At 62.7% G+C, this 24,800-nt stretch carries 23 protein-coding genes; 16 read left to right on the top strand and 7 right to left on the bottom strand.

What is annotated here, in order from left to right:
• Nucleotides 1-13: 13 nt before the first annotated feature.
• The 3 genes from ACWGKN_RS07345 (at nt 14) to der (ending at nt 3,064) form a co-directional block, all read left to right on the top strand.
• Nucleotides 14-1,069, top strand: a complete 1,056-nt coding sequence (locus tag ACWGKN_RS07345; protein WP_452094961.1) for an aminoglycoside phosphotransferase family protein — start codon at nt 14-16, stop codon at nt 1,067-1,069.
• Between the two features lie 9 nt (nt 1,070-1,078).
• Nucleotides 1,079-1,594, top strand: a complete 516-nt coding sequence (locus ACWGKN_RS07340; protein WP_452094960.1) for a tetratricopeptide repeat protein — start codon at nt 1,079-1,081, stop codon at nt 1,592-1,594.
• Between the two features lie 117 nt (nt 1,595-1,711).
• Entirely contained in the window at nt 1,712-3,064 is a 1,353-nt protein-coding gene (der, locus tag ACWGKN_RS07335; protein WP_035230376.1) for a ribosome biogenesis GTPase Der, read from the top strand.
• Nucleotides 3,065-3,147: 83 nt separating this feature from the next.
• Here the strand turns inward: der and ACWGKN_RS07330 are convergent, their stop codons facing one another.
• From ACWGKN_RS07330 to ftsY, 3 genes are all read right to left on the bottom strand, one after another.
• Nucleotides 3,148-4,341, bottom strand: coding sequence for a pyridoxal phosphate-dependent aminotransferase (locus tag ACWGKN_RS07330; protein WP_452094959.1), 1,194 nt, complete (start codon nt 4,339-4,341; stop codon nt 3,148-3,150).
• Between the two features lie 71 nt (nt 4,342-4,412).
• The gene (locus ACWGKN_RS07325) at nt 4,413-5,246 is read right to left on the bottom strand and encodes a J domain-containing protein (protein WP_035230372.1); all 834 of its coding nucleotides are present in this window, start codon (nt 5,244-5,246) and stop codon (nt 4,413-4,415) included.
• A gap of 24 nt (nt 5,247-5,270) precedes the next feature.
• A complete protein-coding gene (gene ftsY / locus ACWGKN_RS07320; protein WP_035230371.1) occupies nt 5,271-6,527 on the bottom strand; it encodes a signal recognition particle-docking protein FtsY in 1,257 nt (418 codons plus the stop codon).
• Nucleotides 6,528-6,843: 316 nt separating this feature from the next.
• On the opposite strand from ftsY, the gene ACWGKN_RS07315 reads away from it, so the two are divergent.
• The 3 genes from ACWGKN_RS07315 (at nt 6,844) to selB (ending at nt 10,476) form a co-directional block, all read left to right on the top strand.
• A complete protein-coding gene (locus ACWGKN_RS07315; protein WP_035230369.1) occupies nt 6,844-7,791 on the top strand; it encodes an Mrp/NBP35 family ATP-binding protein in 948 nt (315 codons plus the stop codon).
• A 97-nt stretch (nt 7,792-7,888) separates the two neighbouring features.
• Entirely contained in the window at nt 7,889-8,515 is a 627-nt protein-coding gene (locus ACWGKN_RS07310) for an MBL fold metallo-hydrolase (protein WP_035230368.1), read from the top strand.
• Between the two features lie 29 nt (nt 8,516-8,544).
• Complete coding sequence (selB, locus tag ACWGKN_RS07305) at nt 8,545-10,476, top strand: selenocysteine-specific translation elongation factor (RefSeq protein ID WP_035230366.1); 1,932 nt, start codon at nt 8,545-8,547, stop codon at nt 10,474-10,476.
• A 23-nt stretch (nt 10,477-10,499) separates the two neighbouring features.
• On the opposite strand, the gene tilS is transcribed toward selB, so the two are convergent.
• Nucleotides 10,500-11,906, bottom strand: a complete 1,407-nt coding sequence (gene tilS, locus ACWGKN_RS07300) for a tRNA lysidine(34) synthetase TilS (protein WP_452094958.1) — start codon at nt 11,904-11,906, stop codon at nt 10,500-10,502.
• Nucleotides 11,907-12,044: 138 nt separating this feature from the next.
• Between tilS and ACWGKN_RS07295 the strand changes: the two genes are divergently transcribed.
• Both ACWGKN_RS07295 and ACWGKN_RS07290 read left to right on the top strand, forming a co-directional pair.
• On the top strand, nt 12,045-12,461 hold the full coding sequence (locus ACWGKN_RS07295; RefSeq protein ID WP_424253747.1) for a response regulator: 417 nt from the start codon (nt 12,045-12,047) through the stop codon (nt 12,459-12,461).
• Nucleotides 12,462-12,480: 19 nt separating this feature from the next.
• Entirely contained in the window at nt 12,481-12,813 is a 333-nt protein-coding gene (locus ACWGKN_RS07290; protein WP_035230362.1) for an Hpt domain-containing protein, read from the top strand.
• A gap of 57 nt (nt 12,814-12,870) precedes the next feature.
• On the opposite strand, the gene mpl is transcribed toward ACWGKN_RS07290, so the two are convergent.
• Both mpl and ACWGKN_RS07280 read right to left on the bottom strand, forming a co-directional pair.
• On the bottom strand, nt 12,871-14,319 hold the full coding sequence (gene mpl / locus ACWGKN_RS07285) for a UDP-N-acetylmuramate:L-alanyl-gamma-D-glutamyl-meso-diaminopimelate ligase (RefSeq protein ID WP_452094957.1): 1,449 nt from the start codon (nt 14,317-14,319) through the stop codon (nt 12,871-12,873).
• Nucleotides 14,316-14,507 carry a hypothetical protein gene (locus tag ACWGKN_RS07280; protein WP_052160035.1) on the bottom strand — a complete coding sequence of 64 codons (192 nt, stop codon included), beginning with the start codon at nt 14,505-14,507 and terminating at the stop codon, nt 14,316-14,318. The genes mpl and ACWGKN_RS07280 overlap by 4 nt, the downstream gene beginning before the upstream one ends.
• Before the next feature lie 355 nt (nt 14,508-14,862).
• Between ACWGKN_RS07280 and ACWGKN_RS07275 the strand changes: the two genes are divergently transcribed.
• Complete coding sequence (locus tag ACWGKN_RS07275) at nt 14,863-15,183, top strand: cupin domain-containing protein (RefSeq protein ID WP_035230408.1); 321 nt, start codon at nt 14,863-14,865, stop codon at nt 15,181-15,183.
• A gap of 115 nt (nt 15,184-15,298) precedes the next feature.
• Here ACWGKN_RS07275 and ppnP read toward each other — a convergent pair whose 3' ends face one another.
• The gene (ppnP, locus tag ACWGKN_RS07270; RefSeq protein ID WP_452094956.1) at nt 15,299-15,613 is read right to left on the bottom strand and encodes a pyrimidine/purine nucleoside phosphorylase; all 315 of its coding nucleotides are present in this window, start codon (nt 15,611-15,613) and stop codon (nt 15,299-15,301) included.
• A 467-nt stretch (nt 15,614-16,080) separates the two neighbouring features.
• On the opposite strand from ppnP, the gene ACWGKN_RS07265 reads away from it, so the two are divergent.
• The 7 genes from ACWGKN_RS07265 to ACWGKN_RS07235 all read left to right on the top strand — a co-directional run bounded on the left by ACWGKN_RS07265 (nt 16,081) and on the right by ACWGKN_RS07235 (nt 24,575).
• Nucleotides 16,081-17,328 carry a Yip1 family protein gene (locus ACWGKN_RS07265; RefSeq protein ID WP_452094955.1) on the top strand — a complete coding sequence of 416 codons (1,248 nt, stop codon included), beginning with the start codon at nt 16,081-16,083 and terminating at the stop codon, nt 17,326-17,328.
• 22 nt (nt 17,329-17,350) lie between these two features.
• Complete coding sequence (locus ACWGKN_RS07260) at nt 17,351-17,875, top strand: thermonuclease family protein (RefSeq protein WP_052160034.1); 525 nt, start codon at nt 17,351-17,353, stop codon at nt 17,873-17,875.
• 121 nt (nt 17,876-17,996) lie between these two features.
• A complete protein-coding gene (locus tag ACWGKN_RS07255) occupies nt 17,997-19,337 on the top strand; it encodes a pentapeptide repeat-containing protein (protein ID WP_052160033.1) in 1,341 nt (446 codons plus the stop codon).
• Nucleotides 19,338-19,597: 260 nt separating this feature from the next.
• A complete protein-coding gene (locus tag ACWGKN_RS07250; RefSeq protein WP_452094954.1) occupies nt 19,598-20,536 on the top strand; it encodes a hydroxymethylglutaryl-CoA lyase in 939 nt (312 codons plus the stop codon).
• Nucleotides 20,537-20,591: 55 nt separating this feature from the next.
• Nucleotides 20,592-21,368 carry a type I 3-dehydroquinate dehydratase gene (aroD, locus tag ACWGKN_RS07245; protein ID WP_035230351.1) on the top strand — a complete coding sequence of 259 codons (777 nt, stop codon included), beginning with the start codon at nt 20,592-20,594 and terminating at the stop codon, nt 21,366-21,368.
• A gap of 184 nt (nt 21,369-21,552) precedes the next feature.
• The gene (aroB, locus tag ACWGKN_RS07240; RefSeq protein ID WP_452094953.1) at nt 21,553-23,139 is read left to right on the top strand and encodes a 3-dehydroquinate synthase; all 1,587 of its coding nucleotides are present in this window, start codon (nt 21,553-21,555) and stop codon (nt 23,137-23,139) included.
• Between the two features lie 200 nt (nt 23,140-23,339).
• Nucleotides 23,340-24,575 (top strand): CaiB/BaiF CoA transferase family protein, encoded by a 1,236-nt coding sequence (locus ACWGKN_RS07235; RefSeq protein ID WP_452094952.1) that lies wholly within the window; start codon nt 23,340-23,342, stop codon nt 24,573-24,575.
• The last annotated feature ends 225 nt before the right edge of the window (nt 24,576-24,800 follow it).

Genomic DNA, 24,800 nt, shown 5'->3' with positions numbered 1-24,800 from the left:
AGGGAGGCCACGAATGATCGGTGAAGCACAGCTGCCTGCAGACCTGGTTTCGATCCTGAAGGATGCCGGCCTGATCGAGGGCGGCCAGGAACCGGGATTGGCGGTCACCATGCTCGCCGCCGACGGGTCGACCCGGCGCTTTGCCCGGATCAGCCTTCACGGCCGGCCGCTCTGTCTCGCTGTCTTTCCCGAGGTGGCCGAGGGCTCGATGCTGGCCGAGGCCGTCGCCGCCTGGCGGATCGGCCGGCATCTGCAGCGGCAGGGGGTGCCGGTGCCGGAGCTGTACGGCTGGGACGAGCGCCGCGGCCTGATCCTGTTCGAGGACCTGGGCGACACCCGGCTGCACGATCTGGTCCAGGCCACCGATTTCGCCGCTCCCGGGCCCCGCAACCGCTTGCTGGGGATGTACCGGCAGGCGATCGATCGTCTCGTCGCGATGCAGATCGACGGCGGCGCCGGCCTGGATGACGGGTGGTGCCGGGACGCCCCCCGCTATGACCGCCAGCTGATGCTGGAGCGGGAATCCGGCTATTTCCTCCGCGCCTTCTGGCAGGATCTGCTCGCTCTCCCCGTTCCTGCCGGCATCGATGATGAATTTGCCGCCATCGCCGGGATGGCGGCCCAGGCCCCCGCCGGTTTCTTTCTCCACCGGGACTTCCAGAGCCGCAATATCATGATCAAGGATGGGCGCATCCGGATCATCGATTACCAGGGCGGCCGGTTCGGCCCGCTCGGCTACGATCTGGCCTCGCTGCTGATCGATCCCTACGCCGACCTGCCCCTTGATTTCAGCGGCCATCTGTTCCATTATTACCTTGATCGGCTGGGAGAGAGGATGATCTTCGATCCCCGGGATTTCCGCCGCCACTACTCCCTGCTGGCGCTGCAGCGCAACCTGCAGATCATCGGCGCCTTCGCCTTTCTCTCACGAGTCCGCGGCAAGCTGTTTTTCGCCGATTATATCCGGCCCGCGGTCGAAAAACTCCGGGCTCGCCTGCAGGAGCCGATCTTTGCAGGACAACGGATTCTGCGGGCGATGGCCGATGAGGCAGTCGAACGGATAGGGTAAGGAGGGTGTATGATGTTACAATGGATGAAAGTCGGCATGCTGGTTGTAATGTGCGTTGCTCTTGCCGGCGGGACAACGGCTACGGCCGCCAGCCTGGCCGAGCTCATGGCCAGGGCCGAGAGAGGCGATGTCCAGGCCCAGTATACGCTTGGCATGGCCTACAGCAAGGGCGAGGGCGTCCGGCAGGACTACCGCCAGGCGGTGGTGCTGTTTTCCAAGGCGGCCGATAAGGGCCACGCCGATGCGCGCTACGAACTGGCCCGCCACACCTTTTCCGGTCTGGGCACGGAAGAGGACAAGGTGAAGGCCAAACTGCTGTTCCTCTCCGCCGCCGATGACGGCAGTGCCGATGCCCAGTACCATGTCGGCGCCATGTATGCCAGGGGCCGGAGCGGCCTGAAAAAGAACTTCTACAAGGCGGCCAAGTGGTATGACAAGGCGGCGGACCAGGGGCATGCCGAGGCCAAGGCGCAGCTGGAAAAACTCTGTGCCGCCCGGCCGCCTGCCTGCAGGGACTTGGAGTAGCGGCGGGAACGATCATGACCGCGGCCGTGGCCTCTCCCTCGTCCCGGCACTGAAAACCGTGCACATTCTGTCCTGATCGGGTACATACAGCCTGTATCTCCACCAAAGGATAGAATCATGCCTACTTCTTCATGCCCCATCGTCGCCCTCGTCGGCCGTCCGAACGTCGGCAAGTCGACGCTCTTCAACCGCATCACCCGCTCCCGCAAGGCCCTCGTCGATCCCACCCCGGGGGTGACCAGGGACCGCCATTACGACCGGGTGGTGTGGGAAGACCACCCCTTCATCCTGGTCGACACCGGCGGCATCGACGACAACCCGGATGACGCCCTCGTCTCCCATATCCGCGAGCAGGCCCTGGCGGCGATTGACGAGGCGGATATCATCCTCTTCCTGATGGACGGCCGGGCCGGCCTCACTCCGGCCGATCACGCGGTGGTCGATATCCTCCGCCGCACCGACAAACCGATCCTGCACGTGGTCAACAAGATCGACGGGCCGGAGCAGGAGCAGGAACTGCTGGCGCCGTTCTACGAACTGGGGATCGAGCAGCTGTGGGCGCTGTCGGCCGAGCATACCTACGGTTTCCGCACCCTGATGGAGGATCTCGGCGCGATCCTGGCCGAACGCACCGCCGGCGAGGTCGCCATCGATCTGCCGGAGAACACCGTCAAGGTGGCCTTCCTCGGGCGTCCCAATGTCGGCAAGTCGTCGCTGATCAACCAGATTGTCGGCAAGGAGCGGATGGTGGTCTCGGAGATCTCCGGCACCACCCGGGATTCGGTCGACACCCTGCTGGTCCACGGCAATTACAGCTATCTGCTGATCGACACCGCCGGTATCCGTCGCAGGGGCAAGACCACGGAGAAACTGGAAAAATTCAGCATATTGAAGTCGCTGGCGGCGCTCGAGCGCTGTGATGTGGCAGTGGTGCTGATCGATGCCGGCGAGGGCATGACCGAGCAGGACACCAGGATCATCGGCTATGCCCTCGAGCAGGGCCGCGGGATGATCGTCCTGGTCAACAAGTGGGACCTGGTCGCCGGCGACAAGAAGCGGCAGGAGGAGATCATGGCCGAGGTCGGGCAGGCCCTGCCGTTCCTCGGGTTCGCCCCGCTGCTGACCGTGTCCGCCCTGACCGGTTACGGCATCAAACGGCTGTTTCCGGTGATCGGTTCGGTCTTCCGCCAGTTCAAGGCCAAGTTTGCCACCGCCGCCCTCAATCGCCTGCTCCGGGAGGCGGTCGAGGAGCATAATCCGCCGATCTACAAGAACAAGCGGCTGAAATTCTACTACACCTCCCAGATCGGCACCTGTCCGCCGAAATTCGTCATCATGACCAACAGCTCGAAGGGCGTCCATTTCTCCTATGAGCGTTATCTGGTCAACCGCTTCCGCCAGGGACTGGGGCTGGACAAGGTCCCGATCCGGATCTTTTTCCGGGACAAGACGGAACAAAGGGAGAAATAACGTTCAAACGATTAAACGTTCAAACGATTAAACGTTCAAACGATTAAACGTTCAAACGATTAAACGTTCAAACGATTAAACGTTCAAACGCTCAAACGTTTGGCCCTGGCCATCGCTTCCCGGAAACCCTCGGCCGAACGGCGGATGACCTCGTCCTCAACGCAGAAGGCGAGGCGGAAATAACCGGCGGCGCCGAAGCCGACGCCGGGGACGGCGAGGATCCGCTGTTCCTGGAGCAGGGCGATAAAGGCCACATCGTCGGCCAGCGGCGATTGGGGGAAGATGTAGAAGGCGCCCTTGGGAGCGGAGAACCGGTAGCCGGCCTCGCGCAGGATCGAACAGAAGCTCTCGCGCCGCCGGGCATAGATCGCGGTATCGACGGACACCCCCTGCAGTTCGGCGACGACCCGCTGCATCAGGGCCGGGGCGTTGACGAAGCCGAGGATGCGGTTGGCCAGGGTCATCGCATCGACCAGCTCGGCCTTGGCGTCGATCTCCGGGTGGACGGCGAGGTAGCCGATGCGTTCGCCGGGCAGCGACAGGTCCTTGGAGTAGGAAGAGACGACGATGCTGTTGCGGTAGGCGGCCATGACGCCCGGTACGGTGCTGCCGTCGAAGACGATCTTGCGGTAGGGTTCGTCGGCGATCAGGTAAATGACCGTGCCGAAGCGCCGTCCGGCCGTCTCCAGCAGCTCGCCGAGGGCAGCCAGCGAGGCGGCGTCGTAGATCTGGCCGGTCGGGTTGTTGGGCGAGTTGATGACGATCGCCTTGGTCCTGGCCGAGATCGCGGCCTCGATCGCCGCCAGGTCGAGGTTGAAGTCGCCGTCGGTGTTGACGGTCCGGCCGACCCCGCCGTGATTGTCGAGGTAGAAGTTGTACTCGACGAAATAGGGGGCGAGCAGGATGACCTCCTCGCCGGGGTTGAGCAGGGCCTTGAAGACGACGTTGAGGCCGCCGGCGGCGCCGCAGGTCATCAGCATGTCGCTGCCGGCGATGGTCACCCCCTGCTCGGCCGACATCCTCGCCGCCAGGGCCTCCTTCACCCACGGATAGCCGCCGTTCGGCATGTAGCCGTGGGCGCCCGGGCGCTCGTCGACGGTGATCCGGCGGATCACCTCGGTGAATTGGGGCGGCGGCGGCAGATCGGGGTTGCCGAGACTGAAATCGCAGACCTGGTCCGCCCCGAACTCGGCCTTCATTCTTGCCCCTTCCTCGAACATCTTGCGGATCCATGAGGATTTTCGGCCGAACAGCCGCATCTTCTCGGAAATAGCCATCGATACACTCCTTTTCCCTCGCGGGATATGCTTTGCCGCCGGACGGCCCTGCCGGGCCTGCCGGCGCGGCCCTACATCGCCTTCTTGAAATAATCGTAGGCCTGGTTGATTTCCTTCATCTTTTCCTCGGCCACGGCCCGGAATTCCTCGCCCAGATGGCCGACCTTGTCCGGATGGTACTGCATGCTGAGGGTCCGGTAGGCCTTCTTGATCGCCTCCATGTCGGCACCGGGCTCGAGACCGAGGACGCCGTAGTGGTGGGCCGCCGTATCCCGGGGCGTCGCGGTCGCCCCCGCTTCCCGACGGCGGGTGTACTTGGCCTCGATGGTCCGCCGCTCATACTCCGAGATTTCCAGGAATATACCAATATTACGGGCAATTTCAAGTTCCGGCGGCGGGATCTGGCCCTTGGTGGTGAGGATCTGGTAGATCAGCTCGAGCAGGATCAACCGCGGCTCGTAGGCGAAGCTCGCCTTGAACTCCAGCAGCAGGCTGTCGAGGGTCTGGGGCGAGGAGGTCGCCTCCTTGATCAGCTCCTTGATCCACATCATCTGGGTCTGGGAATACCGCAGATTGTACTGGAAGAAGCGCTGGATGGTCTGGACCTCGTCGCGGGTGATCTCGCCGTCGATCCTGGCGATCCGGATCAGGATCTGCACCAGCAGCCAGACAAAGCGGTTGTGGCTCTCGGTCTGCGACTGTTCGTAGGTGGCGACCCGTTTCTGCACCCAATAGGAAAAGCCCCAGAACAGGGCGATGAACAGCAGGATTCCGGCGAAGCCGGAGAAGATCAGGGCGCCGAGGAAATTGAACAGGGCTGGAGCGCCGCCGGTGACCAGGATGATGAGCATCAGAATCAGCAGGCATCCGCCGCATCCCGGCTGTTCGTGTCGTTGATAATTCATGGGATTGTTGTGGTTATCCGTCCGCTAGCGCTCGGGGAGCCGGCTCTCGAAGAGGGCCTCGATGAATTCGTCGGGATCGAAATCGCGCAGGTCTTCCATCTTCTCGCCGACGCCGATGAACCGGATCGGGGTCTGCATCTCCCGGCAGATATTGGCGACGATGCCGCCCTTGGCGGTCCCGTCGAGCTTGGTCAGGGTGATGCCGGTGATACCGACCGCCTCGTTGAACAGTTTGGCCTGGGAGATGCCGTTCTGGCCGGTGGTGGCGTCGATCACCAGCATCACCTCGTGCGGCGCCCCCTCGAGGCGCTTGCCCATCACCCGCTTGATCTTCTTCAGCTCTTCCATCAGGTTGGTCTGGGTGTGAAGCCGGCCGGCGGTGTCGACCAGGACGACATCGTAATTCTTCGCCTTGGCGATATCCATGGCGTCATAGGCCACCGACGAGGGGTCGGCGCCATCGGCGCGGGCGACGACGTAAACGCCGTTGCGTTCGCCCCAGATCTGCAGCTGGGAGACGGCGGCGGCGCGAAAGGTGTCGCCGGCGACGAGCATCACCGAGCGGCCGGCCTTGACGAACTTGTGGGCGATCTTGCCGATGGTGGTGGTCTTGCCGACGCCGTTGACGCCGACCACCATGATGACGAAGGGGCCGCTCTGAGGCATCACCAGTTCGGCATCGCGCTGGTAATCGGTGATGAACGACTTGATCTTGTCCTTGAGGGCGATCTTGAGCGATTCCGGATCGGACAGTTCCTTGCGGTGGACCTTGCGCCGGGCGTGGTCGAGCAGTTCCCGGGTGGTGGCGACGCCGAGGTCGGCGGTGATGAGCAGTTCCTCGAGATCGTCGAAGAGTTCGGCATCGATTTCCTTTTTGCCGAGGAACAGGCGGTCGAGCTGGTAGGTGAAGGCCTCCCGGGTCTTCGACAGCCTCTCGGCGAGCCGCTGCAGAAACGATGGCCTGGTTGTGGCCGCTCCAGCTTCTTCCGCCGCCGGTTCTTCCTCTCCCTCTTGTTCATCCTTTTCGTCGGTGGCGGGGACAGGTTCCATCGCTGTTGCCGCCTCCGTCACCGGTTCTGCCGCCGGTTCGGCACCGACGGGGAGTTCGGCGACCGCGTCCGTCGCCGCAGGCGCCGCTTCGACCGCCGGTTCCGGCTCCGCGGGTGCTGGCGGATGATCCGGAGACGTTTCCGCTGTCGCCGCGACGGGGGCCTGAGTGTCCGGTGGTGCTGAGGGAGCATCCTCCTTCTTCGAGAATTTTTTCTTGAACCAGCCCAGCATGGGATACCTTTAAGCAGAATGGAAGAGTGAGGATGGCAGGTGCGAAGCAGCATCGCTCGTCGTGCGAATTCATCATAGTACGAACTGGATCGGAAGAAATCAACAAAAAGAGGACAATGGAGACGGTGCGGCATGCCGTGGTTTTTCGGCGGATCCGCGACGATCGCCGCCTGACCGGGCGGAAATCGTTTGCATTTCCCGACATCGGCATTACTGTAGTTGGTGTTGCCCGGAGGGATGGTGAAGCCCGGGCACAGTCACTCTCTTTGTGCCCTTCAGGGCATTTTGTTTTTTTGTCGAAACAGGAGGAAGTACGATGGCAGATTCTTGTGGAAGTTCCTGCTCAAGCGCCAAGGCAAGCGGCTGCGGCACCACCAGGGAGGCGCAGGATGCGGCGCTGGCCCAGCAGGAAAACGCAATTACCCGATCACTGGGAAAGATTAAGAACAAGATCCTCGTCATGAGCGGCAAGGGCGGCGTCGGCAAGTCGACGGTGTCCGTCAATCTCGCCCTGGGCCTGGCCCAGAGGGGACACATGGTCGGTCTGATGGATGTCGATATACATGGTCCGGATGTCATCCGCATGCTGAACCTGAAGGGAACCCTCGAACCGCCGGCGACAGCGGGCGGCCTGGTCCCGCCGCTGCGCTATAACGACAATCTGAAGGTCGTCTCCCTCGAATACATGCTCAAGGATCGCGACCAGGCCATCATCTGGCGCGGCCCGCTGAAGATCCAGGCGATCAGGCAGTTTGTCGCCGATATGGACTGGGGCGAGCTCGACTACCTGATCATCGATGCCCCCCCCGGCACCGGCGACGAGCCGCTGTCGGTCGCCCAGACCATCCCCAACGTCAAGGCGATCGTGGTGACCACGCCGCAGAAGGTGGCCCTGGCCGATGTCCGCAAGTCGATCAACTTCTGCAAGACGGTCAAGGTCGAGATCACCGGCGTCATCGAGAACATGTCCGGCTTCGTCTGTCCGCACTGCAACGAGACGGTCGATATCTTCAAGACCGGCGGCGGCGAGGAGGTGGCGCGGGAATTCGAGCTGCCTTTCCTCGGCCGCATTCCGATGGACCCGCGGATCGTCGTTGCCGGCGATGACGGCACGCCCTACCTGTCGTCGAGCGAAGACAGCCCGGCCACCAGGGCGTTTGCCGGGGTGTTGAAGGCGATCGAGACCCGGCTGCCGCCGGTCAAGGCCCCGGTATCCCTGAACATGACAAGCGGCTGCGGTTGCGGCTGCGGCAGTTCCAGATAACGGCCACCGCCACCTGACCGGCGGCGGGCCATAGTTGCGGGGGAGAGGCGGCGCCTGTCCCCCGGCTAACTTTTCAGCACAAAAGGGTTATGCAGGCATGGTAATCAAACAGTTGACGGTAGGGAACATGGCGGTGTGCTGCTACATTGTCAGTTGTCCCCAGACCCGCCTGGCCGCGGTCGTCGATCCCGGCGGCAGCGAGGAGCTCATTCTGGCGGAGGTGGCCAAGGCCGGGCTCGATGTCCGGCTGATCATCGCCACCCATGGCCATCCCGATCACGTCTGCGGCAACCGCAGGATCAAGGAGGCGACCGGCGCCGAGATCGTCATGCACCGCGCCGACGCCGCCTTTTTCTGGCAGCCGGACACCCAGCATTATTTTTCGATGCTGGGGCTTGAACCATCCCCCCCTCCCGATCGACTGGTCGAGGACGGGGATATCATCGAATTGGGCAACGAGCGGCTGCAGGTGATTCATACCCCCGGCCACACCCCGGGCGGGATCTGTCTGCTCTGCGGCCACGACCTGCTGACCGGCGACACGCTGTTCGTCGGCGGGATCGGCCGTACCGATTTTCCCGGCGGTTCGCACCAGGAACTGATGAACTCGATCAAGAATCGGCTGATGGTGTTGCCCGATGACACGGTCGTCTGGCCCGGGCACGGCTATGGCGGCAGTCGCTCGACCCTCGGCGAAGAACTGAAGACCAATCCCTATCTCTGATCCCATGATTCTCTTCCCATCAGTTTATTATGCGTGAAATCGTCCTCGGAACCGCCGGCCATGTCGATCATGGCAAGACCAGCCTCGTCAGGGCCCTGACGGGCATCGAGACCGATCGATTGAAAGAGGAGAAGAAACGGGGGATCACCATCGAGCTCGGTTTCGCCTTTCTCGATCTGCCCTGCGGCCACCGGATCGGCATCGTCGATGTCCCCGGTCACGAGCGCTTCGTCAAGAACATGGTGGCCGGGGTCACCGGCATGGATCTGCTCGCCTTCGTCATCGCCGCCGACGAGGGGATCATGCCCCAGACCAAGGAGCATTTCGAGATCTGCCGCCTGCTCGGGGTCAAGCAGGGGATGATCATCGTCACCAAGAAGGACCTGGTCGAGGAAGACTGGCTGGAGATGGTGGAGGACGAGATCCGCCAGTTCTTCGTCGGCAGCTTTCTCGAGGAGGCGCCGCTGGTCTTCGTGTCATCGATCACCGGTGAGGGCATCGACAAGGTCATCGAGGTCATCGACGGCTTTGTCCGCCAGCATCGTTTCCAGGAGGTCTTCGGTCCTTTCCGCCTGCCGGTCGACCGGGTCTTCGCGATGAAGGGCTTCGGCGCGGTGGTCACCGGCACCTCCATCTCCGGCCGGACCTCGCTGGGCGAGGAACTGCGGTTCTATCCCAGTGAGCTGGTCGCCAAGGTGCGGGGCATCCAGGTGCACTCCCAGTCGGTGGACGAGGTCGAGGCCGGTCATCGCACCGCCATCAACATGCAGGGGGTCGATACCGCCCAGGTCGAGCGGGGGATGGTGCTGGCCCCCCCCGGTTCGCTGCAGCCCAATTATATGCTCGATTGCGAACTGCTCTACCTCGGCTCGAACGCCAAGAACCTCAAGCACCGCACCCGGATCCGGTTCCATGTCGGCACCGCCGAGATCATCGGCCGGGTGTCGCTGCTCGACCGCGACGAACTCGAGCCGGGCCGGGAAACCGGGGTTCAGCTCCTGCTCGAGCAACCGATTGCGGTGTGGCCGGGCGACCGTTATGTCATCCGCAGCTATTCGCCGGTGACGACCATCGGCGGCGGGGCGATCCTCGGCAACGTGTCGCCGCGCAAGCGCAAACGGCTGGGTGAGGCGGACCGGCAGTACAACCGCGAGGTCTTCCAGGTCCTCCGCCATGGCAGTCCCGAGGATAGGGCCCTCCTCTATCTGCGGGAGAGCGGGGCCAGGGGCCTGACCTTCGACGACCTGGCGATCCGTTTCGGCCTGTTCGGCAAGCACCTCAAAAAAATCATCGATCCGCCGCTGTCAACCCGCAGGATCGTGGTCGTCGATTCGACCACGCAGCGCTACCTGGCCGCCGATATCGCCGATGCCATCCGCCAGACCCTGGTCGACAACCTCACCGCCTATCATCGGGACAACCCGCTGCAACTCGGCCTGTCGAAGGAAGAGTTGCGTTCGGGGCTCGGCCGCAAGGTCGACCAGAAGGTGTTCGGCTTCTGCCTGGGCGACCTGCTGCGCAAGGAGATCGTGGTCCAGGAGGAATCGCTGGTGCGTCTGGCCACCCATCGGGTGGCCCTGAAGGCCGACGAGGAAAAGCTGCAGCAGGAGATCATCCAGTGGTACCACGACAAGGGGCTGTTCACCCCGACCTTCAAGGAGACCATGGAGCACTTCGCCGCCTATCCGGAGAGCCAGGTCAAGGAGGTCATCGACCTCCAGCTCCGGGAAGGCAAGCTGGTGAAGATCAGCGAATCGCTCTACTACTCGAAACGGACGATCGAGCAGCTGATCGCCTCGGTCGAGGAATTCATCAAAAAGGAAGGGGAGATCGATGCCCCCGGATTCAAGAACCTCACCGGTCTGACGCGGAAATTCTCCATTCCGATCCTCGAATACCTCGATCGCATCAAGCTGACGATCCGGATCGGCGACAAGCGCATCCTGCGGAAGAAGGCCTGAAGAGGCCCTGCCCCGGTCGGGTCCTAGCGGTCGCCCGGATCGTCTCCCGCCTGCGGATGCCGCCAGGCGATCGCCAGAACGATGCGGCTGTCCGGGTCCAGTCGAAACGATTCATCGACGGCCACTCCCGGCAGGGCGACGACCTGTTCCTGCATCATCAGCACTGGATAATAATGGCGCATTTCCGATGATATACCGCGATCATTGAGAAAGCGGTTGACCTTTCTGCTGCCGCCTCGGCCCGAGGGGCGGAAGCGCTGCCCGGCGACGACCGAGTGCAGGCGCAGGGGGAACGAGATCCGGTCGGCATCGGCATAGAGCCGGTCGTCCCGGCCGGATGGGATCTCCTCCAGGCTCAGTTCCAGTACGGCTCCGATTTCGGCGATGGGATAGACCCCGGGGCCCGGAATCAGCGTATCGATTTTGACGGCGGCCATGCCGCTGCCGCGAAAGGCCTTTCTGCCCATGGGATAGCGGAAATCGAGGCTGTCTGTGGTTGTCCTCATTCGCAGTCCCCCGCCCAGGTGGACCTCGCGACCGGGTCCTTCCCCGTCGATCAACGACAGGATATGGTCGATCTGGCGGAAGGTCGGTCGGGCGTCGAGCGTCCAGCAGCAGCGTTCGATGATCCGCCGCCTGATCGCCGGGTGGATGGCGCGCAGGGGGGCAATCGGGATCGCGAGATGGTCGAGGCCCTTGTTTTCAATCAACGGCAGCGCCTCCTCGGTCAATCGGGTGAGAAGGTCCTCTTCCCCCTGCAGGATCTCCATGGTCTGCAGGATCGTTCGCCTGACCGATGGATTGAGCTGTTGTTCCAGCGTCGGCAAGAGGTCGAGGCGCACCCGGTTGCGGAGAAATCGCCGATCGAGGTTCGACGAATCGACGCAGAAAGGGATTCCCCGTGCACCAAGAAAATCAAGCAGGGTCTGCTTCCGCAGCTCGAGCAGCGGACGGATGATCCGCCCATGGCGAGAGCGCATGCCGGTCAGTCCTTTTTTGCCGCAGCCGCGCACCACCCGCAGCAGGAATTCCTCGACCTGGTCGTCGGCCGTGTGGGCGACGGCGATGAGGGCCGCATCATATTCGAGACGGATGGCCTCGAGGGCCTGGTAACGGAGGATGCGGGCCGCCTCCTCGAGGGAGAGGCCATGGGCTGTCGCGTAATCGCGGGCCGGGACGGCACGGCAGCAGAATCGGGCCCCGGTCTTCAGTGCCAGCCCGGCGACCATTTGCTGTTCGGCCTCGGTTTCGCCGGGACGCAGGCCATGATCGATATAGGCGGCGATGCAGTCGAGGTCGAGGCCGGATTCGGTCAGGAGGACGAGAAGGGCCGTCGAGTCCGGTCCGCCGGAGACGCCGACAACAACTTTGTCTTTCGCTTTGAAGAGCTTGTTCCTGATGATAACTTGTGATATAATCTTTCCAGTCACGTTGTTTTTCCGGGGGGAAATTCATTTTTTTTGAAAATTTTCGGTATATTGGTCTCTTGATGATCGATATACCACACTGCCGATGCAGTGGAAAGCCGTCAACATCAAGGCCGTCGCGCCAGGGAGCCCCCCGTGAAAATGCTCATCGTCGAAGACGAATTCATCAGCAGAACCTTGCTCGTCGAGATTCTCAAACCTTACGGAGTCTGTCATACTGCAACCACCGGTTGCGAGGCTGTCGATGTACTTGACCGGGCATACTCAGTGGACAGCCACTATGATCTGGTCTGTCTTGACATCATGATACCGGATATCGATGGCCAGGAAGTATTGAAAAAAATCCGCCGCATGGAAGCGAGCAGGGGTATCGGCGGCCGCGATGCGACCAGGGTCATCATCACCACCGCTCTGGATGATTCCTGTAATATCATCAAGGCATTCCTCGATGGACAATGCGACGCCTATCTGACCAAGCCGATCGATAGCGAAAAGCTGTTGTCGCATCTCCGTTATATGCAGTTGATTGGTGAACCGGCCCATGGCTACAGCTTCTGAGAAAACAGAGGGGCAACCGATGTCCGCGCGCCAGCTCAGCGACCGGATCAGACTCTTTCTCTGCGAGCAGTTTCAGCTTACGCCCGACCAGGTGGCGGAAATGATGCCGAATTTCATCGCCACGCTGTCCGTTCACATGGAAAATCTGGAACGGAGTCTCGCAGCCGATGATCCGCTGGTCATCGGCAAGGCGGGTCACACGATCAAGGGCGCCCTTCTCAATCTCGGCCTCACCGATTATGCCGAACTGGCCTATGCTATCGAAAAAATGGGCAAAGGCGGGGACCGCAGTGCTGATTACAAGGCTCTCGTCGCCAACCTGCGGCGCCTTATTACACCTCTGATCGGCTAGGCTAAACCGACCTCAGCCCGTCTTTTTTCCCTTTGTTCATCACATCTACTGCCCCGATCATACCCGGCGGCTTCTCTCCCGCAGGATATCCAGCAGCCTGACATGGATATTGTCGAAACCGCCGTTTGACAGGATCGCCACTACATCGCCGGCGGTAAGCACGGCCCCCAGGTGAGCGAGCAGGGTGTCGGTGTCGGCAAAGGCCCTGGCCTCATCCCGGCCGTTGCGGCGCAGGTCTTCGGCGAGCTGGGCCGAGGAAAACAAATCTTCGGGCGCGACGTTGGGGAGCGGCAGCGGTTCCCGCAGCAGGACCGCATCGGCGGCGTCGAAGGCCCTGACATAGTCCTGCTGGAAGATCGCCCGGCGCGACGAGTTGGTCCGCGGTTCGAACACCGCCACCAGCCTCCGGCCGGCATAGGCCGCCTTCAACGCCGCCAGGGTCTCGCGCACCGCTGTCGGGTGATGGGCGAAATCGTCGATGACGGTGACCCCGGCCTCGACCCCCCGCACCTCCTGGCGGCGCTTGACCCCGCCGAAAGTCGACAGTCCGGCCTCGATCCGACCGGCATCGAGGCCGAGATGGTGCAGGACGGCGGCGACCGCCAGCCCGTTGAGGCAGTTGTGACGGCCGGGCAGGCGCACGGTCAGGTCGGCCCATTTACGGTCATGGCGCCAGACGGCAAAGCGGGTCAGTCCTTCCTCGACGCGGACGTCGGCCAGTGACCAGGGGAGACTGCGGTGAAGACCGTAGCCCTCGACCGGACAGCGGGCCTCGGCGGCGATGGCGGCGACATTGGGGTCGTCGAGACAGGCGACGAGCAGGCCGTCGGCCGGGATCAGGCGGACGAAGCGGCGGAAGGTCGCCTTGATCGCCTCGAGATCGGTGAAGATGTCGGCATGGTCGAACTCGATCGAGGTGAGAATCGCGATCTTTGGTTGATAATGGAGGAATTTCGATCCCTTGTCGAAGAAGGCGGTGTCGTACTCGTCACCCTCGGCGACGAAGTACGGGCCGTGGCCGAGGCGGAAATTGCCCTCGAACTCGCGGACGATGCCGCCGATCATGAAGGTCGGGTCGAGCCCGGCCCGAAACAGCGACGAGGCCAGCAGCGACGCGGTCGTGGTCTTGCCGTGGGTGCCGGCCACCACCAGCGAGGTCCGGCTGCCGATGAAGAAGTGGGCCAGGGCCTGGGGCAGCGACAGGTAGGGGATCCGCGCCTCGGCGAGGGCCACCGCCTCCGGGTTGACCCGGGTGATGACGTTGCCGACGATGACCAGATCGGGCCGGGGGACGAGGTTCTCCGGCCGGTAGCCGCTGCAGGCCTCGATCCCCAGCCGGGCCAGGAAATCGGACATCGGCGGGTACACCTGGCGGTCGCTGCCGCTGATGCGATAGCCCGACTGCAGCAGCATGCCGGCCAGCGCCGCCATCGCCGTGCCGCAGATGCCCATCAGATGGATGTGGCCGATGTGTTCCGGCGCGCGGTTGAGCTCTGGGTCGATCATGGTTTTTCCTTGTCGATGCTGGCCTTGATGGCGGCGTGGATGCGCTTGAAGTCCTCCGGGAAGGAAGCCGGGGTGATCCGGCCGACCTCGATGAACTTGACCGCGACCTCCTTGCTGAGCTTGAGCAGATTTTCTTCCGACACCGAAGGGCCTGAAGGAACTGTATCGTTGCTGTCGTCTTTTGCCATGGAATGGGTACCGGGGTGGATGGCTGGAAGGACCGGCGTCTCTGCCGCGGGGAAGAAGGCCAATTCGTCACGGCTGACAGAGACGCCTCTCGTCGGGGATAACCGAGTCGGCCATCCTCGTGAACCGTTTTTGTATTACGGCAATTCGATCATTTTTGCGAGAATTTGTTGTCTGCGCCGGTGCCGCATCGATGGCCACGGCGACGGATCGATGACAAAATTTCCCTGACTTTTGACCGAGGTCAAGGAATCTGCCGCCGATAATGCCTATAGTGGAAACATGAGTGGCGGTTGGAGCGATCCGGGCAGCGGTCGCCGGCGCCTGCAGATTGTCCCCGAACAGAGGAGAAACGGCATGAAGGTCATCGAACTGGACAAGACACGTGAGTTTACCGAGGGCGGGATGAAGCGGTTCTTCCTCGTCGAGGATTCACCCTTTTTCAAGATCATCAATTTCAATCTCGCCGCCGGCGCGACCTTTCCTGTCCATTCGCACGATCTCGACGGCCAACTCTCGATCCAGGTCATCGAGGGGGACGGGGTCTTTCTCGGAGCCGATGGGGCCGAGATCGCCGCCAAGACCGGTGACATCCTGATCTCCGAGATCAGGGAGCCGCACGGCGTCCGGGCCGCGAGCGACATGCGGCTGGTGGTGACGATCGCGCCGCCGATCTGATCCTCTCCTCGGCTGAAAGGGATCGGTCGCCGCTTCGACCGCCGAGCCCTTCTTCCGAATCCCGAATGAACCCGGCTGCACCCGGTTGGGCCGAACCCGGCCCGGCGCCGAGCCGCTAGCGCAGAAATGAGCAGCAATAGTCGGCGAGGGTCGCCGCCTTCATCGTGAACGAGGTGCCGGCAGGGACCTCGAAGGCCTCGCCGCCCTGCACCGCGCGCCAATCGCCGTCGTCGCCGATCCGCATCTCGAGGGCGCCGCTGATAATCTCCATCAGTTCGGCCGCTGCGGTGGTGAAGGTATACTCGCCCGGTTGGATGATGCCAAGGGTCTTCGTCGTGCCGTCGGCAAAGGTGATGGTCCGGCTCGTGACCTTGCCGTCGAAGTAGATATTGGCCTCTCGTGCTACCGTTACATGTTCGAATACGGACATTGATCTCCTCGTATTCACAAAGCGATGGATGAAACCGGCCCGACCGCGTTCCCCGGTCGGCCGGACGAATCGCACGATAATAGCCGGTTCTCGTCGCTTGGCAATGGCTAACCGCTGCCGGGCGGAGTAATCTTCGCCAGCGGCGGGGGCGTCGAGGCGACTCAACGTCCCGGTAAACCTGACGCTTCGGCCGGCGGCAAGCCGTGCGCCGAAGGATCGGCGGTGATGGTCACTGCTGTTCCGGATCCATCCTGCCGTTTTCGGCGGTACGAATACCTGGAAGACGCCGCAACATCCTTGCAGTTTTCGGCAATGCCTGATAAAGAAAGGCAGAATTGCGGGCGTGCGGAGAATTATTACAATTCTGTTTGCTTAGATAATTCTCCTCTCCGGTGGGTGCAGTTGATGAAGGCAGGGCTGGGCCATGAAGGCGGAGATGGGACATTTGTAAGGAGAAGGAGAGAACCATGGATTTCAACAGAATCATGACGCGGGTGCAGGTCATTCTTAAAAATCCGAAGACGACATGGCCGGTGATCGCCGGCGAGCCGGCGACGGTCAAAGAACTCTACGTCGGCTATATCCTCCTGCTGGCGGCGATCAGCCCCATCGCCGGCTTCCTGAAGCTGAGCGTTTTCGGGGTCGGGGTGCCGATGATGGGCACCTACCGGATGGGCATCGGCGCCGGTCTGGGCAATATGCTGTTCAGCTATGTCCTGAGCCTGGCCGCCATCTACCTGGTCGGCCTGGTGGTCAATTTTCTGGCCCCGACCTTCGGTGGCGAGAAGGACGACATGCAGGCCCTGAAGGTCGTCGCCTACTCGTATACCGCCGCCTGGGTGGCCGGCGCCGCCCAGGTCCTGCCCTGGATCGGCATGTTCATCGCCCTGGCCGGGTCGATCTACAGCATCTATCTCCTCTACCTCGGCCTGCCGGTGCTGATGAAATGCCCGCCGCAGAAGGCGATGGGCTACACCGCGGTTACGATCATCGCGGCGATGATCGTCAGCTTCGTCATCTCGGCCGTGGTCGGCGGTCTGTTCGGCGGGATGGGGATGATGCCGGACGGACAGATGAACGGGCCCAGCCAGGGCAGCTTCGACAAGGACAGCCCCGGCGGCAAGGTGGAGGAGTGGACCAGAAAGATGGAGTCCGCCGGCAAGGAAATGGAGAAGGCCCGGCAATCAGGCGATGCGCAGCAGCAGAGCGAGGCGATGGGCAAAATGATGGCGACCGCCCTCGGCAACGACGGCCAGGTCGAAACCCTGGCCCCCGAGCGCATCCGGGGCTTCCTGCCGGAAACGCTGTCCGGCTATTCCCGGTCGTCGATATCGGCCGAACGCCATGCCGCCATGGGTTTCCAGATTTCGACGGCGACGGCTTCCTACGAGAACGGCAGCGGCGATACCCTCGATGTCGAGATTACCGACATGGGCCTCGTCAAGGGTGTGATGGCCTTTGCCGGCTGGTTCGGCGTCGAGCAGGAGAAATCGACGGATACCGGCTTTGAGAGGACCTATCGCAAGGGCAAGGATTTCTTCCATGAACAATGGGACAGCCAGAGCAACAGCGGCGAGTACGGGACGGTCGCCGGCGAGCGGTTCATCGTCAAGATCAGCGGCCCGGCCGTCGATATCGAGGTGCTCAAGGAAGCGATGAAGGGCATCGACCTTGCCGCCCTGGCGGCGCTGAAGGCTGAAGGGGTGAAAAAATAAGGTCCGGACGAGGTCGAGGTCGATGGTGATTTCGTGGATACAGGCGGCGATGCAGGTCATCGCGCTCGTTTGCGTGGTCTTTCTGCCCCAGGCCGGAAGTTTTGCCTACGGGGAGGAATATGCGGTGGTCGCCCGGGTCGTCGACGGCGATTCGCTCAAGGTTCGTCAGCCCAACAGATCGTTTCAGATCAGGCTGTGGGGGGTCGATGCGCCCGAACATGGTCAGCCGTATGCGGGTGAGGCCAAATCCCATTGTCGGCGGGTCGTCGAGGGGAAAAAGATCATCCTGCGGCGGAAATACCTCGACAAATACGATCGGGTCGTCGCCATGGTCTGGGTTGACGGGATGCTGCTGAACGAAGAACTGGTAAGGCAGGGGACGGCCTGGGTCCATGACCGCTATTGCGATGAAGGGGTCTGCGAGACGTGGCACGAGCTTGAGCAGGTCGCGAGGGTGAGGCGGACCGGCCTGTGGCGGGACGATTCGCCTGTCGCCCCGTGGATATGGAAGGGTCGGCAGCGGTCCGGAAGATCTCGGTCGGATTGATGGAAAAATGGCGGGGGATGCGGTATTATCTTTGCTCACGATTCCCGGCATCGCCGGCAGTCCGTGAAAATCGGAGATATTTCCTTTGTCGTTCGGAGACAACTCAGCGCAGGGAGTAGTGATGAAAAACAACAATCTTGTATGTGCCCTCCTGGCGGGCTCGCTCGTATTCGGCGCTTCGGTATTGTCGTATGCGGGGACGGTGGAAGGGAACCGGGAACAGTTGCTCAAGACCAGAATCTGCCCGTCCTGCAATCTCGCCGGGGTGAACCTGAACAGGGCCGAGCTTGCCGGTGCCGACCTCCAGGGAGCTGACCTGACCAACGCCAGGTTTCTCCTGGCCAATCTTGCCGGGGCCAATCTGCAGAAGGCCAGGCTGCGGGGGGCGAGGTTCGGCGGGGCCGATCTCGCCGGTGCCGATCTCAGGGGGGCGGACATCGAGGTCTCGGCCCTGAACGGCGCATACTATGAGGGAGCGGCCTTCGATCCGGCGATCGCCGCGGCCCTGGGACAGGGCGGCAAGGCTTCCGCCGGCCCTGCGAAGGATGCGGTCGAAACCGGTCAACCGGCAACTCCTGCCGATCCGCCGGCAGCCGTAAAAACGAAAGCGGAGCCTGTCCCAGCTCCGAAAACCGAGCCTGTTCCGGCCCCGGTGACCCGGGAAGCGGTGGAGCCGAGCCACCAGGACTTTGCCGACAGCGCAGCGGCAGCGACCGGGACCGCACCGATGGCCCCGGTCAGGGAAGAGGCAATCGCCAAGGAGCCGGAGGCCTCCGGTGCAGCCAGGCCGGTCGTCGAGGAAACGGCCGGGGGCGACGATCAGGCCGTTCCGCTCCCGGCCGCCGAAGCTGCAGGCGGAGAAGCTCCGCCGGTGAAGACCGCCGCATCGATGGGAGCGATTGAGATCGATGCGTCGCCGCCGGAACCAGAGGTCCCCGCCTCGACTGAGGCACCGCGCCAGGAGGAGGCGATCGTCGAAGAACAGCAGGGAAAGGTGGTCGAACCTGTAGCTCAGGTTGAACTGACGGGAGTTGCCGCCGCCGACACCGCGGTCGTGCAGGAAGAGACGGCCGCACAACCGGCAGCGGCCGAGGATACCCCGGCCGTACCGGCGGACAAGGAAAAACTGGATCGGCTTGCCACCCTGCTGAATACAAAACGGTGTTTCGGCTGCGATCTGTCGGGGCTCGATCTTTCCGATATGCGCCTCGGCAAGGCGGATCTGGAGGGGGCCGACCTGTCCGACTGCAACCTCGCCGGGGCCGATCTCGCCGGTGCCAATCTCAAGGGGGCCAAACTGCGCCGGGCCAAACTCAACAAGGCCGGCATGAAGGCCGCCGATCTGTACAGGGCGGATCTGACCGGTGCCGACCTCACCGACGCCGATATGGACAAGGCCTTGACCGATGACGCCGTCTTCACCGATGCGATCGGCCGGAGCGAGGCAACCAAGAAAGATTGAATGTTGGTACAGGAGGGAGTCGGATCGCCGCTGCTCCACTGACGGTCCGATTTTCCCGGTCCTTTCTCTGTTGCGCCGTCCGTTCTGTCGTCACCGTTGTCCAAAGGCATTCCGGTCTTCACCTTTGGACTTCCGCTCTGAATGTCACAACTTTCCGTTTCAGTCTGAGGTCGACACCTTAGGGGGCGGCCACGGTTTTTTCCGCTCCGGCGATGCTTGGTGCCGGCGGGACTGGAAATTCAAGCGAGGGAGGACAGGTTATGCAATCATATGCGGTGGCGGATCTGCTGCTCGAGGACGAGGCGCTGCGGGATGGACTGCAGATCGAGTCCAGAATTTTCACCATTGGCGAGAAGATCGAACTGTTCGATTATCTTCGCGATGCCGGCCTGAAACGGATCCAGGTCGGCTCCTTCGTCCATCCCCGGATCGTGCCGCAGATGGCGGATACCGACGCCTTGATCCGGACCCTCGGCAAACAGCCGGGAACGGTGGTCTCGGTCCTGATCCTGAATGACAGAGGTCTCGAGCGGGCATTGGCCTGTGGGGTCGAGCATGTGTCGATGTCCGTCTCGATCAGTGACAGCCATAGCCGGAAAAACGCCAAACGACCGGCGTCGGAGGCATTGGTGGAGCTGGTCGGCCTGATCGGCAGGGCCCGGGACGCGGGTCTCGAAGTGCGGGCAGGTCTGCAGAGCGCCTTCGGCTGTGTTTACGAAGGCGGGATCAAGGAGAGCGCTGTGCTGGCGGCGGCGGAACAGATGGTTGGCGCCGGTGCCAACGAGATCAATCTCGCCGACACCTCGGGGATGGCGACCCCGGCGTCGATCCGGTCCCTGATCGCCCTGGTCGCCGCCGCCCTGCCCGGGGTGCGGATCTCGTTGCACCTCCACGACACGCGGGGGCTGGGGTTGGCCAACATGCTGGCCGGGTACGAGGCGGGGGTGCGGACCTTCGACGTCTGCGCCGGGGGCCTCGGTGGTTGTCCCTTCGTCAAGGGGGCCGCCGGCAATGTTCCGACCGAGGATGCGGTCAACATGTTCGATTCGATGGGTATTGCCACAGGAATCAGTCTGCCGGCGCTGATGCCGGCCGTCGAATTCCTCGAAACGACCTTGGGCCGGGCGCTTCCCGGGCGGATGAAACGGGTCCTGGCGTTTCAGCGGGCGTGCAGCGCCGAGACAGGGGGCGCCGGTTGACGTCGGTGGCAGCGGCACCAGTCGAACAAAGAGTCAAAACAATGGGGAAAAGATTATGAGACAACAGAGCAGGAAGCAGATAAGGATACGAGGCGTCGTGGTCGGAGGACCTCTGCCGCTGATCTGTCTCCCCCTGGTGGCTGAATCCGGAGCTGAACTGATCGACCAGGCCGCAGGACTCGCGGCCCTGAAGCCCGATCTGATAGAATGGCGGGCCGACGGATTCGGCGCGGTCGAGGATGTCGCCGCCTGCCTGTCGGCCCTGGGCGAACTGCGCCGCACCATTGGGGAGATACCGCTCATTTTCACCTGCCGGATCGACCAGGAGGGCGGAATGCGGACCCTAGCGCAGGGAAAACGGCTGGAGGTGATCGTGGCGGCGATAACATCCGGCACCATCGATCTCGTCGACATCGAGCTGTGCAACGGCCCCGAGTTCATCGATGCGGTCAGAAAACACACGCAGGCGCACCGCGTCGCCCTGATCATCTCCTATCACAACTTCAAGGAAACGCCGGACGAAACCTTCATCTGCAACAAGCTGCTGGCCGCCTGGCAGGCCGGCGCCGATATCCCGAAACTGGCGGTGATGCCGAAGGATTACGGCGATGTCCTGATCCTGTTGGGCGCGACCAATAAGGCGAGGAACAGCGCGATCGACAGCCCGCTGGTGACGATGTCCATGGGGGAACAGGGGGCCATCAGCCGGCTGGCGGGCGGCCTGTTCGGTTCGGACATCACCTTCGCGATCGGCAGAGCAGCCTCGGCGCCGGGCCAGATCCCGATCGCCCAACTGCGGACCGGGATGGCGATCCTGTTCGGCGACCGCTAGGGCCAAGGGCGGCGGCCGGAGCAGGACCATCCCCGCTGCCGGACCGGGGCGATACCGGACGAATCGCTGGAGCCCCGGCGGGAAGTATGCTATATTCGAACTAAGTTACGGGAATAATGGTACATCTCCAGTTTTCCGGGCTCGGCCGACCTGAATTTCCAAACTCCGGTTGCGGATGGATACTATGCACAAAAACAGGAAAAATATCATCTTGACCGGGTTCATGGGTACCGGCAAGACGACGGTGGGGAAGGTGCTGGCGACCCGACTGGAGCGCGAGTTCATCGACACGGACACCCTGATCGAACAGCGCCAGGGGCGTACTATCCCGGAGATTTTCAGCGAACTGGGGGAGTCGGCCTTTCGCCGGATGGAAGCGGACCTGGCGAAGGAACTGGGACAACGGCAAGGACTGGTCATCTCGACCGGCGGCCGGTTCATGCTCGATCCGGAGAATGTCAAGGCCTTGAGCCGCACCGGCAGGGTGTTCTGCCTGGTAGCCACCCCGCAGGAGATCCTGACGAGAATAACCAGAGACGAGGGCCATCGCCGCCCGTTGCTGGAGGTCCCCGACCCGAGTGAGCAGATCGTCGAACTGCTGCAGGTAAGAAAGAGAGGATACCAGCGGTTCCTGAAAATCAAGACCAGCGACAAGTCACCCGACCAGGTTGTCGAGGACCTGCTGGATTTGATGGCCAGGACGCCGGAGCATTTCGCCGTCGATAACCCGGCGCAACCGTATGAATGTATCGTCGGCAACGGCATCCTGCCGTTCGTCCGCCAGTTGACGGGGACCGACGGCATGATGGTGGTGATAACCGATGCCAGGGTGGGGCAGCTGTACGGTCAGAGCTGCGGCGACATCGACCATGTGATCACGATAGCGGAAGGCCGGTCGCAGAAAACCATGGCCACGGTGCAAGCGATCTATGACCGACTGATCGACCTGGAATTCGACCGCTCCGGGACGATCGTCGCCCTGGGCGGGAGCATAGTCGGCGACGTCGCCGGTTTTGTCGCCGGGACGTACATGCGGGGAGTGAACTTCGTCCAGTGTCCGACGAGCCTGCTGGCGATGGCCGACACCAGTATCGGCGGCAAAATCGGCATCGATGTGCCGCAGGGCAAGAATCTCATCGGCATTTTCAAACAGCCGGCCATGGTCATCGCCGATGTCGCCACCCTCCAGAGCCTTCCGGCGCCGGAATTTGCATCGGGAATGGCGGAGATCATCAAGCACGGGTTGCTGGCCGACAGTGACCTGTTCGAAAGGTTGGAAAGCGGGGAGTGGGCGCTCGGCCCGGAATTTTTCCGTTCATCGTCGATGATCCGGTTGCTCGTCGCCCAGTCCGTCCAGGTCAAGATCGCCATCGTCCAGGAGGATCCCTTCGAGTACGGCAAAAGATCGCTCCTGAACCTCGGCCACACCTTCGCCCACGCCATCGAGCATGTCAGCGGCCACGCCATGCGTCATGGCGAAGCGGTCGCCATCGGCCTGGTGGCGTCGCTCAACCTGTCGGCGAGATTGGGCTTTTGCCCTGCCGAACTGCAGCAGCGGGTGGAGGTGCTGTGCGGCAGGCTCGGCCTGCCGACGCGTATCCCCCAGGGCTTTGCCCCTGCCGCTATCCAGAAGATCATGGGCCGGGACAAGAAGCGGCTCGCCGGCTCGCTGCGTCTCGTCCTCCTGCGGGCGATCGGCCGGCCCCTGGTCGTCAGCGACGTCCGCAACCAGGACATCCGCGCCACGCTGGAGGAGCTGTCCGAGCCGTAGGCGGTCGGCGTTGTTCCGCCGGGAAGAGCCGGGTTCGACCGGCCAGGGCCGCCCATCATCTCCCGCATCGCCAAGGGGGATCGTTCCTCTCCATCGCTGGCTGCGGCTTCCCGGCCCGGCCAAATGGGGGAAGACGGAAGATTTCACTGCCGGGCCATTGAAATGAGGTCAAATCAATCGCACTGTATCGAATGAAGCACATGGAACAGCTGACAGAGCAGATGCTCGGCGGTGTCAAGGTCCTCGACCTCTCCAACCTCATCGCCGGCCCCGGTATTTCCACCATCCTGGCCGATTTCGGGGCCGACGTCATCAAGGTCGAACACCCGAAGAGCGGCGATTACATCCGTAACTGGGGACATAAGAAGAACGGCGTGCCTCTGGCGTGGAAGGCGCATGGCCGGGGCAAACGACTGCTGTCGCTCAACCTCAATCTGCCGGAAGGGCAGAAGATCATCCGCAAACTCGCCGCCGACACCGATATCCTGATCGAGAGTTATCGGCCGGGCAAGATGGAGGAGTGGGGGCTCGATTACGACTCCCTCGCCAAGGACAACCCCGGGCTGATCATGGTCCGCATCACCGGCTGGGGGCAGACCGGTCCCTACAAGGACCGGCCCGGTTTCGGCACCCTGTCCGAGGCATTCAGCGGCTTCGCCCACATCACCGGCCAGAAGGACGGGCCGCCGACCCTGCCCAGTTTCGCCCTCGGCGACGGCATCACCTCGCTGGTCGGGGCCTATTCGGTGATGATGGCCCTCTACCACCGCGACGCGCATGGTCGGCCGGGGCAGGTCATCGATCTGAGCATTTTCGAGTCGATCTTCGCCGTACTCGGTCCCCAGGCCATCGAGTATGACCAACTGGGCAGGATCCAGGGCCGCGCCGGCAACCGCTCGACCCGCGGCGTGCCGCGTAACGCCTATATGACCGCCGACAACCGCTGGGTCGCCATTTCGGCCTCCGCCAGCGACATGGCCTTCCGCCTGTTCAAGGCCATCGGTCGCGCCGACATGGTCGAGGACCCACGCTACAACACCCCGGCCAAGCGGCTGGAAAACGGTGACGAGGTCGATGCGATCGTCGCCGACTGGATCAGGAACCGTCCGCTGCGCGAGGTGCTGTCCACCCTCGAGGAGTTCGAGGTGCCGATCGCCCCGATCTACGATATCGGCCAGATCATGGATGACCCGCAGTACAAGGCCCGCCAATCGATTATCGAACTCGAGGATGAGGATCTCGGCCGGATTCGGATGGCCAATATCCCGCCGCGGTTTTCGCGGACACCGGGTCGCATCCGTCACCCCGGCCGCCTGGCCATCGGTCACGACACCGTGGAGATTCTCCATTCCATAGGCATGAACGCCGGCGAAATCGAGGAATTGCGGGAAAAGGGCGTCATCAGGGCGCCGGTGACGGCCGCAAACCGACCATGAGGCAGGTTTGGTAAGAGGAGGAGGAGCCGATTCCAGCACCGGATGGACACCATGCTGAGCGATCGGCTCGCGATACTCTCGTCCTGTCGGGACACGACGGTTCTGCCGTCACCGGTGACCGCGGCAAGGCGTATCCGGCCCAGGGTGGCCATACCGATGCAATCCGCCTTCATCGTCGGCACCGAAGACGATGCCCGCCCGTTCGGCAAGGCGATGGCGTGGGGG

This window comes from Desulfoprunum sp. (assembly GCF_053613775.1).
The sequence above is the reverse complement of the archived record's forward strand: the minus strand, read 5'-3'. Positions and strand labels throughout refer to the sequence as shown.